Source organism: Marinobacter sediminicola (assembly GCF_031157525.1).
Taxonomy (GTDB): Bacteria; Pseudomonadota; Gammaproteobacteria; order Pseudomonadales; family Oleiphilaceae; genus Marinobacter; species Marinobacter sediminicola.
In genome coordinates this window covers 1-13,032 of record NZ_JAVIXR010000016.1, presented here as the reverse complement: position 1 = coordinate 13,032, position 13,032 = coordinate 1, and the positions used below count along the sequence as shown (strand labels likewise).

The 13,032-nt window shown below is 54.2% G+C and carries 12 protein-coding genes; 9 read left to right on the top strand and 3 right to left on the bottom strand.

Features of this window, described 5'->3' with window-relative positions:
- Positions 1-7 precede the first annotated feature (7 nt).
- Both purN and purM read right to left on the bottom strand, forming a co-directional pair.
- On the bottom strand, positions 8-670 hold the full coding sequence (gene purN / locus RG807_RS16385) for a phosphoribosylglycinamide formyltransferase (protein WP_309045839.1): 663 nt from the start codon (positions 668-670) through the stop codon (positions 8-10).
- Positions 667-1,731, bottom strand: a complete 1,065-nt coding sequence (purM, locus tag RG807_RS16380) for a phosphoribosylformylglycinamidine cyclo-ligase (RefSeq protein WP_309045838.1) — start codon at positions 1,729-1,731, stop codon at positions 667-669. Before purM ends, purN begins: the two co-directional genes overlap by 4 nt.
- Before the next feature lie 216 nt (positions 1,732-1,947).
- On the opposite strand from purM, the gene RG807_RS16375 reads away from it, so the two are divergent.
- From RG807_RS16375 to RG807_RS16355, 5 genes are all read left to right on the top strand, one after another.
- Positions 1,948-3,273, top strand: coding sequence for a DUF2066 domain-containing protein (locus tag RG807_RS16375; RefSeq protein ID WP_309045837.1), 1,326 nt, complete (start codon positions 1,948-1,950; stop codon positions 3,271-3,273).
- A gap of 21 nt (positions 3,274-3,294) precedes the next feature.
- On the top strand, positions 3,295-3,855 hold the full coding sequence (locus RG807_RS16370; RefSeq protein WP_309045836.1) for a CDP-alcohol phosphatidyltransferase family protein: 561 nt from the start codon (positions 3,295-3,297) through the stop codon (positions 3,853-3,855).
- Positions 3,852-4,550 (top strand): DnaA regulatory inactivator Hda, encoded by a 699-nt coding sequence (gene hda, locus RG807_RS16365; RefSeq protein ID WP_309045835.1) that lies wholly within the window; start codon positions 3,852-3,854, stop codon positions 4,548-4,550. The genes RG807_RS16370 and hda overlap by 4 nt, the downstream gene beginning before the upstream one ends.
- A gap of 82 nt (positions 4,551-4,632) precedes the next feature.
- On the top strand, positions 4,633-5,430 hold the full coding sequence (locus tag RG807_RS16360) for a ParA family protein (RefSeq protein WP_309045834.1): 798 nt from the start codon (positions 4,633-4,635) through the stop codon (positions 5,428-5,430).
- 9 nt (positions 5,431-5,439) lie between these two features.
- On the top strand, positions 5,440-5,775 hold the full coding sequence (locus tag RG807_RS16355; RefSeq protein ID WP_309045833.1) for a YqcC family protein: 336 nt from the start codon (positions 5,440-5,442) through the stop codon (positions 5,773-5,775).
- A gap of 30 nt (positions 5,776-5,805) precedes the next feature.
- Here the strand turns inward: RG807_RS16355 and nadC are convergent, their stop codons facing one another.
- Entirely contained in the window at positions 5,806-6,645 is an 840-nt protein-coding gene (nadC, locus tag RG807_RS16350; protein WP_309045832.1) for a carboxylating nicotinate-nucleotide diphosphorylase, read from the bottom strand.
- Between the two features lie 235 nt (positions 6,646-6,880).
- Here nadC and RG807_RS16345 point away from each other — a divergent pair, with 235 nt between their 5' ends.
- The 4 genes from RG807_RS16345 to RG807_RS16330 all read left to right on the top strand — a co-directional run bounded on the left by RG807_RS16345 (position 6,881) and on the right by RG807_RS16330 (position 12,929).
- Positions 6,881-9,184, top strand: coding sequence for a DUF1631 domain-containing protein (locus RG807_RS16345; protein WP_309045831.1), 2,304 nt, complete (start codon positions 6,881-6,883; stop codon positions 9,182-9,184).
- A gap of 72 nt (positions 9,185-9,256) precedes the next feature.
- Positions 9,257-9,907, top strand: coding sequence for a 1,6-anhydro-N-acetylmuramyl-L-alanine amidase AmpD (gene ampD / locus RG807_RS16340; RefSeq protein WP_309045830.1), 651 nt, complete (start codon positions 9,257-9,259; stop codon positions 9,905-9,907).
- The gene (gene ampE / locus RG807_RS16335) at positions 9,908-10,795 is read left to right on the top strand and encodes a regulatory signaling modulator protein AmpE (RefSeq protein WP_309045829.1); all 888 of its coding nucleotides are present in this window, start codon (positions 9,908-9,910) and stop codon (positions 10,793-10,795) included. It abuts the gene before it with no gap.
- A gap of 103 nt (positions 10,796-10,898) precedes the next feature.
- Positions 10,899-12,929 (top strand): methyl-accepting chemotaxis protein, encoded by a 2,031-nt coding sequence (locus RG807_RS16330; RefSeq protein ID WP_309045828.1) that lies wholly within the window; start codon positions 10,899-10,901, stop codon positions 12,927-12,929.
- Positions 12,930-13,032: the final 103 nt, after the last annotated feature.

The following is a 13,032-nucleotide window of genomic DNA, read 5'->3' as shown; positions in this document are numbered from 1 at the left end:
GTGCGCCTCAACTGTCGGAGAGATGCATGGGTTTTTCCATAACCTGGCCATCGAACAGCACGTAGTCGCTGCCCAGTTGTATTCGGCCTTCGCAGAACCAGCGCACCACGATCGGGTACAACAGGTGCTCTTTAAGCTGCACTTTTTCGGCAAGCGATTCACTTGTGTCATCTGGCATCACAGAGACCTCTGCTTGCGCAATCACCGGACCGCCATCCAGTTCTTCGGTTACGAAGTGAATTGAGACACCGTGAGTATTGTCACCAGCATCCAGCGCTCTTTGGTGCGTGTTCAGGCCGGTGTACTTTGGCAAAAGCGATGGGTGAATGTTCAGCAGTTTGCCGCGAAATGCCTGTACAAAGCTCGGGGTGAGGATGCGCATAAAGCCTGCAAGTACGATGACATCCGGGCTGTAGCGCAGAATGTGAGCGATTAGAGCAGCGTCGAACTCGTCTCGAGAACCAAATCCTTTATGATCAACGACAAAGGTTTCAATGTTGGCTTGGGCGGCGCGTTCAAGGGCAAACGCTTTGGGCTGGTTGCAGCCCAAAGCGATGACCTGGCCCGGGAAATCCCGTTCCCGGCTTGCGTCTACCAAGGCCTGGAAATTGGTTCCGCTGCCGGAAGCCAATACGAGGATTTTGGGCAGAGTAGGTTGGTCTGCGTTCATTCTGACAGCAGCCCCGGTGCATAGCGCACTACCGCGTCTTCTTCAGGGTTCTCAGCGCGCTCAATAGCGCCCACCTGCCAGGCAGTCTCTCCGAGCGCCTTCAGGGTATCCAGAGCCAGCTCTTTCTGGTTATGTGGAATACAAACGATCATACCAATGCCGCAGTTAAAGGTGCGGTACATTTCTTCAATGGCAACACCACCCGCCTCTTTAAGCCATTGGAATACGGGAGGTAGCTCCCAACTTGTGGTATCGATAGCAGCAATCATACCTTTGGGCAGAACTCTGGGAATGTTTTCTGGTAAACCACCACCCGTGATGTGGGAGAGAGCGTTTACGTCCACCTGCTGAATGAGTTTCAGCACGTTTTTGACGTAGATCCGTGTGGGCTCCATCAGTGCATTTTCCAGAGTGGTATCGCCAATAGGCTGCTTAAGGTCGGCGTTGCTAACCTCAAGGATCTTGCGAATCAGTGAGTAACCATTGGAGTGGGGGCCTGAGGATGCCAGTGCCAGCAGCACGTCGCCTTCGCGCACATTACTGCCATCTATAATTTCGCTGCGCTCTGCTACGCCAACGCAGAAGCCGGCCAGGTCGTAGTCGTCGCCTTCATACATGCCCGGCATCTCAGCGGTTTCGCCACCTACCAACGCGCAACCAGATTGTTCGCAGCCTTCGCCAATACCAGCCACTACCTTCGCGGCTATGTCTATGTTCAGTTTTCCAGTGGCGTAGTAGTCCAGGAAAAACAAGGGCTCTGCGCCACCTACGATAAGATCGTTCACGCACATGGCGACCAGATCAATACCAATGCTGTCATGCTTTTCGAGTTGCATGGCCAGTCTGAGCTTTGTGCCCACGCCATCGGTGCCGGACACCATGATGGGTTCTTTGTACCCTGGAGGGATAGCGACCATGGCACCAAACCCGCCAAGTCCTCCCAGAACCTCGGGGCGCCGGGTACGTGCGGCGGTTTCCTTGATACGGCTGACAAGTTCATTACCGGCGTCAATATCAACGCCCGCATCGCGGTAGGTCAGGGAAGGCTTCTGTTCGCTCATGGGAATCTTAACCAATTAGGCAAGTGGGTCAGGCCGCGGATTTTAACAGGTGCAGTGTGGGGGTCCAAGTGCAATTGCTGCGAGCGAGTGCAGATTTGACGAGTAACTGTGTGGTCCGGGGTGGGCGAGATTGCATTTCAGCAACCCGGGTCGGCTACTCAGGCTCCGGGCCATGGTGTATCCTATGCGCCATTCATGCGAACAGCAGGGTGTTTCATGCCAGTACCAAACAAGATCCGGGCTTTAAAGCCCTTACCAGCCCTTTGGCTTGCCATTTTTTGTGCCTTTCTGCTGGCAATATCTACCCCAGCAACGGCCGTTACAGTATCAGGGCTTTATACAGTAGAGGTTCCTGTGGCCGGCTCCGGCCCGGATGCCCTAGCTCAGGGCTATGCAGATGGATTGGCTCGGGTTTTTGTACGGATTTCGGGTACCCGCGATGTGCTTGCGCTGGATGGTGCCAAAGCATTGATGGCGGATGCGGAGTCCTTGCTACTGTCCTACCAGGTGCTCCGTGGCGCAAATGGTGATAGCCGGCTGAATATGGCCTTTGGTGCGGTGGGCGTAAACCGTGCGCTGGCGTCGATTGATGCCCCTGTATGGGGTGCAAACCGGCCTTTGACTCTGGCGTGGGTCGCTGTTGAGGATCGCGGTGTTCGCAGGCTAGTGACGGGCTCCGGTGGAGATATGGCAAATAGCGGAGACTCCGGAATCTGGTCTTCCGCGTTTGCCCGAGCGGCTCAGGAACGGGGGCTTCCGGTGACAATTCCGCCGGCCGAGTTCAGCGATAACAGGGAATTGTTGTCGGACATCTGGGGGCAATTCACCAGCCGCGTGCGCAGCGCCTCAGAGGGCGTTGAGCATGATGTGCTTGCCTTGGTTCGTGTTAGCCGCTCTGGCAGTCAGTGGCGTGCAGGCTGGGTGTTTGAAGGTGCAAAGCTCAACAGCAGTGAAGAGTCGGTCAGTGCCGATACGCGGGAAGCTTTGGCGGAGGCGCTGGTGAATCGTTGGGCAGAATTGTACGCCAGTCGTTACGCTGTTGCAGCCGGTGAGGTTGGAGACTTGCCACAGGTTGATATTGTACTGCGGGGTGTTACCTCAGTTACGGACTATGGCAAGGCTACTCAGGTTCTTGAGGGGCTAACACCAGTAGTAAGTGCAGGGGCTTCGCGAGTCAAGGGTGAGCAATTAACACTCAGGGTGGCATTTTCCGGTGAACTCGATCAACTCAGGGAATACATTGCTCTGGATTCAAGGTTCGTGCCTGTTGAGGGTGAACCTCAGGATATGCGGCAGTCTCGTTTGACGCCACCTGAAACCCCCGCAAAGCCAGCTCAGTCGCAAGCCGGGCAGAACAGCCCAGAGGCGGCTCCAGAAATAAAATCAGGCACAGAAGCGGGTTCTGCTGAGCAATCCATGTATACCTACCAGCCATCTCCTGTAGATGAAGAGGAGGCGGAACAGGCATTCGAATCGCTCTATCAGGTTCTCTATTACCGCTGGCAGCCCGTGCCGGTTATTGTGAATGATGGCGGGCAGTAAGCCGCAACCGGAGGCAACTCAGTGAACACATACGCCTGGCGCTGGATTCCCAATGCTTTGACGTTTGTGCGTATATTGCTGATTGCTCCTTTTGCCAGGGCGTTACTGGTGCATGAGTACCGCCTTGCTTTGCTTATCTTTGCTGTCGCGTCGTTGACAGATGGTCTTGATGGTTTCCTTGCACGGCATTTCAACTGGCGTTCGCGTTTTGGTGCTGTGGCCGACCCTTTGGCAGACAAGGCTCTATTAATCACAGCCTATCTGATGTTGACATACACATCTGTACTGCCGTTGTGGTTGTTCGCACTGATACTCGGGCGGGATCTTCTGATTGTTGGTGGTGCACTGGTTTATCATTACCGAATCGGCCGCTTTGAAATGGAACCCAGTATGCCCGGAAAGTTGAATACCCTGGTTCAGGTTCTGGTAATTTTGGGCGTGATCATTGTTATGGCGGGTTTGCCGGTACAGCCCGTGTGGATGGATGTCGGAATCTGGCTGGTTGCAGCTTCTACTGTGTTTAGTGGAAGCCATTACGTAGTTGTCTGGGGTGCACGGGCGTGGAGGGCCAGTCAGTCGTGAGCGCATCGCAACTGGTTCTTGGTGTCCGGCTTCGGGACGATGCACGTTTCGATAATTTTCACGGGGATCGCAACCGGGAAGCTGCGCAGCGGCTGGCATCGGTGTTCAGTCAGCCTGAAGGACTGCCGGTGGTGGTGGTGTGCGGCGATTCTGATACCGGTAAAAGCCACCTGTTACAGGCAGCCTGCCATCACGGAGAGGCCGATGGAAAAACAGCCGTGTGTATCAGTATTGCCGAACTGGAGCCTTTCGGGCCAGAAGCGCTTGCGGGGCTGGACACCATGGATGTTGTCGCGCTTGATGATCTGGACCGGATAGCCGGTAAAGCAGACTGGGAAGAGGCGGTTTTTCACCTTTATAACCGCCTGCACGACGGTGGGCGTATGCTCGTTGTCAGTCTCTCTGAGGTCCCTGCCTCCTTGCCCTTTGTATTGCCAGATCTGGTCTCTCGGTTGCATCACGGTGTTACGGTGCAGCTTGGGATTTACCGTGATGATGACCGGTTAAGAATACTCATGGCCCGTGCCGAACAGCGCGGGCTAACAATGACGGACGACGTTGCAGGCTTTATTATGCGCCGTGCTCCACGGCGTCTCGGAGAATTATTGAGCATTCTTGATACCCTCGATGAAAATTCCCTGCAAGCACAGCGACGTCTCACTATTCCGTTCGTGAAAACGGTCATGCAGTGGTGAGTCAAAGGCTCAGGCATAACCAAACACAAAAGCAGCAATCAAACGATAAGACGCTGAGTAAAGCGCCAGATGGAGAAATGACATGAGACGGGTAGTATTCAACCAAAAAGGTGGAGTCGGAAAATCCAGTATTACCTGCAACCTGGCAGCGATCAGCGCGGCACGAGGCAAGCGCACGCTGGTTGTTGATCTGGACCCCCAAGGTAACTCAACGCATTATCTCTTAGGCAAACCTGCGAGCGAGCTCAAAGATACGGTTGCAGACATGCTGGAACAAACGGTGGCCTTCAAGGTATTCAACCGGCGTCCGGAGGAATTTGTTCATGCGTCGCCGTTCCGAAACCTTTATGTGTTGCCCTCCAGCCCGGAGTTGGATTTTCTTGAGCGCAAGCTGGAAGCGAAGCATAAGATTTACAAGCTGCGGGAAGCCCTCAAAAAGCTGGGTGAGTCCTTCGACGAAATCTACATCGACACGGCACCGGCTCTGAACTTCTACACCCGTTCGGCACTTATCGCGGCTCAGCGCTGCCTGATTCCATTCGATTGTGATGATTTTTCTCGTCAGGCGCTATACAACATTCTCAATGAAATTAGAGATCTGCAGGAAGATCATAACGAAGAGCTGGTGGTGGAAGGTATTGTCGCCAACCAGTTCCAGCCCAGGGCCAGCCTGCCCAAGAAGCTGGTAAAAGAGCTGATCGAAGAAGGATTGCCAGTGCTGCCCGTACGCTTGTCAGCGTCTGTAAAAATGAAAGAGTCTCACCAGTGTCGGCAGCCGCTTATTCACATGGCTCCAAAGCACGCCCTCACAAAGCAGTTTGAAGATCTGTATCGCGTATTGAGTGGCGAGACCGTAGAGCTGGAACCTTTGGCGGATTGAGGAGGGGTTATGGCCGGCACCGGTGACGTGACAGGGCAGGTGGCAGATTGCCTTCTTGGAATTGAAATAGAGCTGCGCAAACTTGACATGTGGGCGGCTGAACGCCCGCCAGCAGAGGCATTCGACAGCACTGAGCCCTTCTGCATCGACACACTGGCATTTACCCAGTGGATTCAATTTGTATTTCTTGAGCGCATGAAGTTCATAGTTGAAAACGGCCACCCTCTGCCCAGGGTGTCTGGCATTGCGCCCATGGCAGAAGAGTACTTTCGTGGCCTTCCTGAATCAGGGCAGGGGGTGATACAGGAGCTTGAAGCAGTTGATCAGCTACTCTCAGGTAGCTGATCACTGTGCTTGCATGCTGAGCTGCCCGGTTCAGTCCAGGCGCATGGATAGGTCAGTTGCTTTGACGTCTTTGGTCAGCGCGCCAATGGAAATATAGTCGACACCGGTCTCTGCAATAGGAACCAATGTGTCTGTATTGATGCCTCCCGAAGCTTCCAGTTTTGCCCGCCCTCCGGTCATGGCGACGGCTGTGCGCAGATCTTCCATGGAAAACTCATCCAACATGATGATGTCAGCGCCCGCGTTGAGTGCCTGCTCCAACTCGGTCAGATTCTCAGTTTCCACTTCTACGGGTTTGCCTGGGGCGATTCTGTGGGCTGCCTCAATGGCGGCAGCAATGGAACCGCAGGCGGAAATGTGGTTTTCTTTGATCAGAAATGCATCCCAAAGCCCCAAGCGGTGATTGTGGCAGCCGCCGCAGGTTACCGCGTATTTCTGGGCAAGTCGCAACCCGGGCAGTGTCTTCCGGGTATCCAGAAGGCGAACACCGGTATGCGCCACACGCTCAGCGTAGCCTGCACAGTTTGTTGCAACCCCTGAAAGCGTTTGCAGCCAGTTCAATGCGGCCCTCTCAGCAGTTAAAAGGCTCCGGGCAGTGCCCTTCATTCGGAACAGAACCTGGTTGGGCGAGGCGGGTTCACCATCCTTGATTAGCCACTCCAGAGTGACCGAGCTGTCCACCTGACGGAACACTTCATTCACCCATTCGCGCCCTGCGATGTGGGCCCGCTCCCGGGTAATAACATGACCTGTAGCCTGCTTCTCCAGTGGGATAAGTTGAGCTGTAATATCGCCATCGCCGATATCTTCTCGCAGGCTCGCTGCGACGGATTCAATTCGTGACTGGCGTAGGCGTTCGGTGAAATTCATGGTCATACATCCGCTTGTGTCTGGGGCCAAAGTGTTCTGAACGAGTTAAGGAGCACGATTCTATAGACCGCTAGCGGTTTCGCCAAATTCTGCCAAGATTGTGATCTGGGTCCGCTCTACACAAAAGGTGACAATTTCTGACACAAGGTGACGCAACTAACTCGTATGATATGTAATCCGAGTAGTTTCTTAGCGATGCTCAGGCGTTTCACGCACCTTGGCTGAGGGGTAATCAATGAAGCAGGAAAACAAGGTTGTCAATTTTTCCGGGCAGAAATCGTTTTCACGGTTTGATCTGCCGCCGGCCCTTGTTCGTCTGCGTGATTCGTCTGGCCAGTCTTTGAAAGGTGTGCTCGAACGTTTTTTCGAGCGTGCTGACGACTCCTTGTTCGAGCTTGCGGATCGCGCCGGCTCCAACATGGATCAGACAGTCTATTTTGATGCTATGCGCGAATTGCGGCTGCGCCGCAAAGCCATGGTCGTTTCAATGCTGCAGTACGTTAGCCAGGCTTTTAACGATATTGGCAAGTTCCGGCCCCGACAGGCCGCAGGTGCGCTTGATGAAGTTGATCGCGATTCCCTGAGTCTGCTGGAGCATTCAGACCTGGAGCAGCAGGTAGCGATTGATAACCTGATCAATAAGCTGCGAAATCAATATCAGGCCCCTATCCAGCTTTTGTCTTTGCGGGTGAACCATCTGGTGAAGGGGGTGGATCTCTCCGGCAGTCAGATGCCTCTCAGTCCCGAGGTGATCTGTGGCGGTATCGCAGAAGCTTGTGCTGATCTGGATATCGATATACGTGCAAAACTTGTTGTTCTTAAACTGTTTGACCGTTTGCTGGCGGATACGCTCGGTGATTTCTATCAGGAAGCCAACCGCACGCTGGTTTCAGAAGGTGTTCTTCCGGATGTAAAGCGTCCACCAGCCCGTTCCGCCGGTGCCAGGTCTGCGACCTCCGCCCCGGTGCCGCCAAGCTCAAGGCAGCAAGGCGCGAGTGAAGGGTCGGGTGAGGTCGATGGTGGCCAGTATTACAGTCATGACCAGATCCAGGGCGGTGCTTCCTATGCAACGTTTTCCGAATTGAGCGCGCTCCTGCATCAAAGAGGTGCATCCCAGACCATGTTAGAGCCGGACAAGGCTGATGAGGCCTACCTGGATACTGATGGGTTGTTGGCTCGTCTCAGCGAGGCACAGACATCGTTCGCGCAGTGGGAAGGCGGTGATGTAGCTTCTCTCGATCAGCGGCTTCAGCCTGTTCTCAGGGCGGCTAGTGGCGAGAAAGCGAACATTGGGCAGGTAGACAATGATGTCATAAACCTGGTCTCCATGTTGTTTGACTTTATTCTGGAAGATCGGCAATTGCACCCGGTTATGAAGGCGCTCATAGGGCGCTTGCAGATACCCGTTCTCAAGGTTGCCCTGAGCGACAAAAACTTTTTTAACCGTGGTGGGCACCCGGTACGAAAATTATTGAACGAACTGGCGCTATCTGCCATTGGTTGGAGTGAGAAGCGGGCAGGCCAGCGCGATCCGCTGCACGAAAAGATCGAAACGGTGGTGGACCGGGTGTTGAGTGAATTCACCAACAATGTGTCACTTTTTGATGAGCTCTTGAAGGATTTTTGCCACTTCACGGACCTTGATCGCCGCCGTCGGGAACTGGTTGAGCAACGTTTGCGCGATGCGGAGGAAGGTCGGGCGCGGCAGGAGCAGGCGTCGAAGGTTGCTGAAACACTGATTCAGCAGCATACGGCTGGCAGGGATATTCCTGAGCCTGTGCTCGAAATGCTCACAGAAGCATGGACAAAGTACCTGCAGTGGGTGGTGTTGCGGGAGGGGGAAGACAGTGAGCGCTGGGCAGACGCAAAAGAGCTGACTGGCCACCTTGTTTGGAGTGTGGATCCTCAGCCTGTAGAGAGCTCCACCCGAAGCGACTTGCTTCGCGCAATCCCAGCTATTGTGGATGATTTCCGCAGGGCGCTTCAGGAAATTTCCTGGGATCCGTTTGCAACAGATACCGTGGTAAGAGATCTCGAACTGGCGCACGTGGACGTGTTTCAGCGTTTGGCAACGGCCCCTTCGCGGCCAGTACCGGCGGTGGAAGATGAAGAACCACTGATTGAAACGTTTGTAGTGCCAGAGACCGAGGCTACACCGCCGGACACCGGAACGAAAGCTGAGGCGAATATACAGCAGCAACCTGAAGTGGTGGAGTCACTAGTCGAAGTGTCCTCTGAGTCGGTTGAGGAAGATATTCCGGAACGGTGGCTGATCAGGGCAGACGGCCTTCGCGTTGGCGCCTGGGTTGAGCTTACCCGCGAGGAAACCAGGCTTCGTTGCAAGCTGGCTGCCGTTATCAGAGCCACCGGCAAGTACATTTTCGTTAACCGCAGCGGTGCCAAAGTGGCGGAGTATCATCGCCAGGAGTTGGCAGCCGCAATGGCCGCTGGCTCGGTATGCATGCTTGACGATGGGCTTATCTTCGACAGAGCACTGGAATCCATCATCGACAATCTGCGCAACACTCGCAAAGATTGATCCGTGGTAACAGGTGTTACTTTGTGATTCAATCAGATCACAGTGTAATGCTCTGATAATAATGGATTCATCTTGCCCCATTCAGCCTCCGATCATGTTAGTAGGGCCAATTACGGCGAAAACATAGAGGCGCTTCGCCAAACGGGGCGCCTTGAAGGCGCTCGCTGGTGTCCTTCGCCGAATTACGGCCCTCGCCCGGAAAGCGCGACCATAAACCTTCTGGTGGTGCACAGTATCAGCTTGCCGCCCGGCGAGTTTGGTGGTCCCTACATTGAAGACTTCTTCACCAATAGCCTGAATCCGGAGTTGCATCCTTACTTCGCAACCATTGCGCAGATGCGCGTGTCGGCCCACGTACTGATTCGCAGGGATGGCAGTCTGGTTCAGTTTGTCAGCCTGCTGGAAAGGGCTTGGCATGCGGGCCGATCCAGTTTTCAGGGTGTGGAAGAGTGCAACGACTTCTCTATTGGAGTTGAGCTTGAAGGTGCAGACGATGTTCCTTACACGCTCGAGCAATATCGTGCGCTGGCAGAGCTCTCGGTAGTTATCTGTTCTGCCTGGCCGGATATCACCCGCAACCGCATTACTGGCCACAGTGATATTGCGCCTGGTCGCAAAACGGACCCTGGGCCGGCATTTGATTGGCAACACTTTCGGACGTCTCTGCAGGCAGCTCAAGCTGGAAAGAGCAGTGCCGAACAGCCACCTGAAGGAGCGGTTTAGATGATTCTGGTGGTATTTCTCATTGCGTATCTGGTTCGGAGACGGCTTGATAGCCTGAATGCGATTTCCGGGGACGAGCTATGGCGGCGTTGGTTTCGCCAAGGTGCTGTTGTTAAAGCGGGTCGTGAATCAGGGCTTGTGACTGGTCTTGTTCTGATCACTGTACCTGCGCTGCTGGCGGCTTTGAGCATTTATGCTTTTGAGCTACATGGTTGGCGGCTTGCTGCCTATCCGCTGGAAACTCTAGTGCTTGTGCTGATGATGGGCTCGCCGGGCTGGCGGCAAGCGCTTGAGCCCTACGCGGAAGCTTGGCGTAAGGGTGACATGCAAGCTGCATGGCATCTTATACAGGAGCGCCTGCCTGCCAACGAGCGTGGCGCTGCGGTATCACCTGAGATCATGCACCTTGCTTTGTGCAAAGCGTTGATGCTGGCCGTATTTCAGCGGTTCTTCCTTGTGGCTTTCTGGTATGTAGTGGGCGGCATTGGCTTGGCCATTTTTGTACGTGGGCTTGTGGCTCTGTCAGAACAGTGGCCACAGGCAGCGGCGAGACCGCGGTACATGAAAGTATGTGAATGGTTTAACTGGATACCGGTGAGGTTGCTTTCAATAACCTTTGGGATTGCCGGTGACTTGTCGGGCTGGTTGAGTGAATCCAGAGCTGCGATGGCGGGTATTACGAAAATGACGTCAGAGATCCTCATGATTTCCGCGAATGGGTCGTTAACCGGGTATGCACTTGATCCAGCCCGCTTTTCCCGGATTCATGCGGACGAATGGTCCAGTTTTGGCGGTCGCAGTTTGAGTGCGGTAAGAGACTTGCTCAGCCGGAGCATGCTGGTGTGGATTTGTGCGCTTGCGTTACTGGTGATTGCAGGGGTTGTTTGAACCTTAGTTTGGTAATAAATAGTTACTCAAGTTTTTTCGAATTTGGGCGATAATAAAAACAGAACATGCATTCATTTGTTTGCGTCTCAAAGAGAGGGTCGATGTGAAGCAACTCATTAATCCCGCAGTAGCACTGATGAACCGGCTGCCGATGCTGTATAAGTTCAGCCTTATCAGTATCTTGTTCCTCTTACCGATTGGTGGGTTGTCCTGGCTTGTCATGACGGAACTCAACCGCTCAGTTGCAACCACAACACGGGGCGTTGAGGGTCTTGAACAGCTTCGCCAGATTGACCGACTTGTAGACGCAGCTATTGATTATCGGGACTACCGTGCACCCGGAGTCGCCAAGGATGAAGGCAGTCTAAAGGCTCTCTCCGACCAAACTGCCAGCGAAATAAATTCCATTCTTGATGCCCTGACTGCAGAGCCACGTTCCTTTGATACGTCTGGAGCCTGGGCTGAGCAAGTGGAGGCGCTCAAAGCAGAGTGGCAGAGCGTTCGTGGGGATGATAACTATCAGACCAACTTCGACCCTCAGTTCAAATATTTTCAGGAGTTTGTTCAGAAAGCGTTGGCCTTGATTCCTGCGACTATAGAGACGTCGGGGTTGGGCCAGGGTGCCTCAAGGGAAAACCTGCTTATTCTCGGCCTTATCCGTGAAACCCTTCCCGATGCACGCAGCGAACTGGGTCGGGCGCGCTCCTATGGTTTGTTCGCGCTTGTTGATGGCCAGTTAGGTTACGCCCTTAGCGAAAACCTGAATGAAATCTACGATGCTTTGACTAACCGTAGTTCCTTGCTTTCGCCAGCCTTGACCCTCGCGGCAGATGCGTCTCCAACCCTTGCGGCTTTGGCGGGAACAGCATTGAATCGCGTTGATAAGAGTCTTTTGAACGCCCGTGAATTGCTTGAGGTGAATGTCATTGCGCCAATGCGGCTGGAGATGGCCTGGGCGGAATACGATTCCCGGATTTCTGCAGAGTTGGAAGGTTATGTTGAGCTGAAAGATGCTGCGTTTGATGTGGTGGCCGCCAACTTGGGAGCCAGGCTGGAGCAGGAGGTGAGTCAGCGCCGTCTCATTGTAGTGGCACTGATTGTTGTGCTGCTGTTTGTTGTGTACCTCTATGTCGGCTTCTTTATTTCTGTCCGTACTGCGATAAACCGCTTCAGCGAAGCGGCTCGCAAGGTTGCTGCTGGTGATATGACGACCCGGATTTCCCTGGATAATCGCGATGAACTTGGCGAGTTGACCGGTGAGTTCAACAATATGACGGATCGCATAGCTGAACTGATTCGCTCTGTTGGCCAGACAACGCACGAGGTCGATCAGCAGGCTGCGCGCGTGAAGGATACAGCGGCCGCCAACAGTGAAGCGGTAGCCCGGCAGATGGCCGAGAGCGGTCAGATCAATGAAGCCATGAGCCAGATGGTAGAGGCGGTGAGTGAAGTCACTGAAAGCGCCCACCGGGTTGCTGACAGCGCCACCGCTGCAGAGCAAGATACGGAAACCGGCCGCGGCGTTGTTTCCGATACCGTTGAAACCATCAATCGCCTGGCAACGGAGATTTCCAGTGCGGTGGACGTGATCAACCGGGTAAGCGAGGACAGCAATAACATCAGTCAGGTTTTGGTGGAAATCAAAGCCATTGCTGAGCAGACCAACCTGTTGGCCTTGAACGCTGCCATCGAGGCAGCACGTGCCGGCGAGCAAGGGCGTGGGTTTGCGGTGGTTGCAGATGAGGTTCGCTCTCTGTCCCAGCGCACGCATAAGTCCACTGAAGAAATTGAAGGCATGATTTCACGGCTTCAAAGTGGCGTAAAAGATGCCGTAGCGGCCATGACCAATAGCCGTGATGTTACTCAGACAACCGTTGAGAAGTCGGGAGAGGTTACTGAGGCGCTGAGCAGAATTGCCAAGGGTATTTCGGTGATTGTGGACATGAGCCACCAGATTGCCCAGGCAGCTGAAGAGCAGTCGGCGGTGTCCAAAGACGTGAACTCCAGCGTTGCTCACATTGGCGAACTGGGTGAATCGACTGCTGCGAACGCTGAAGAAACTCTGGCTTCTTCCCAGGAGATGTCTGATTTGACGGCGTCTTTGCAGAGGCTTGTTGAGGCGTTTAAGGTTTGAGTTCTTTAGACGGCCAAGTGGGGCGCTGAGACTCCGGAAACACGCTGTGAATACGTCCGTGTACGCTTGGCTTCGCCATCCATGGCTACGCACAGTTTCCGGA

Bases quoted from the DNA above. Each gene is read 5' to 3' on its own strand.
- purN (WP_309045839.1), bottom strand. From the start codon at position 670: ATGAACGCAGACCAACCTACTCTGCCCAAAATCCTCGTATTGGCTTCC.
- purM (WP_309045838.1), bottom strand. From the start codon at position 1,731: ATGAGCGAACAGAAGCCTTCCCTGACCTACCGCGATGCGGGCGTTGAT.
- RG807_RS16375 (WP_309045837.1), top strand. From the start codon at position 1,948: ATGCCAGTACCAAACAAGATCCGGGCTTTAAAGCCCTTACCAGCCCTT.
- RG807_RS16360 (WP_309045834.1), top strand. From the start codon at position 4,633: ATGAGACGGGTAGTATTCAACCAAAAAGGTGGAGTCGGAAAATCCAGT.
- RG807_RS16355 (WP_309045833.1), top strand. From the start codon at position 5,440: ATGGCCGGCACCGGTGACGTGACAGGGCAGGTGGCAGATTGCCTTCTT.
- nadC (WP_309045832.1), bottom strand. From the start codon at position 6,645: ATGAATTTCACCGAACGCCTACGCCAGTCACGAATTGAATCCGTCGCA.
- RG807_RS16345 (WP_309045831.1), top strand. From the start codon at position 6,881: ATGAAGCAGGAAAACAAGGTTGTCAATTTTTCCGGGCAGAAATCGTTT.
- ampE (WP_309045829.1), top strand. From the start codon at position 9,908: ATGATTCTGGTGGTATTTCTCATTGCGTATCTGGTTCGGAGACGGCTT.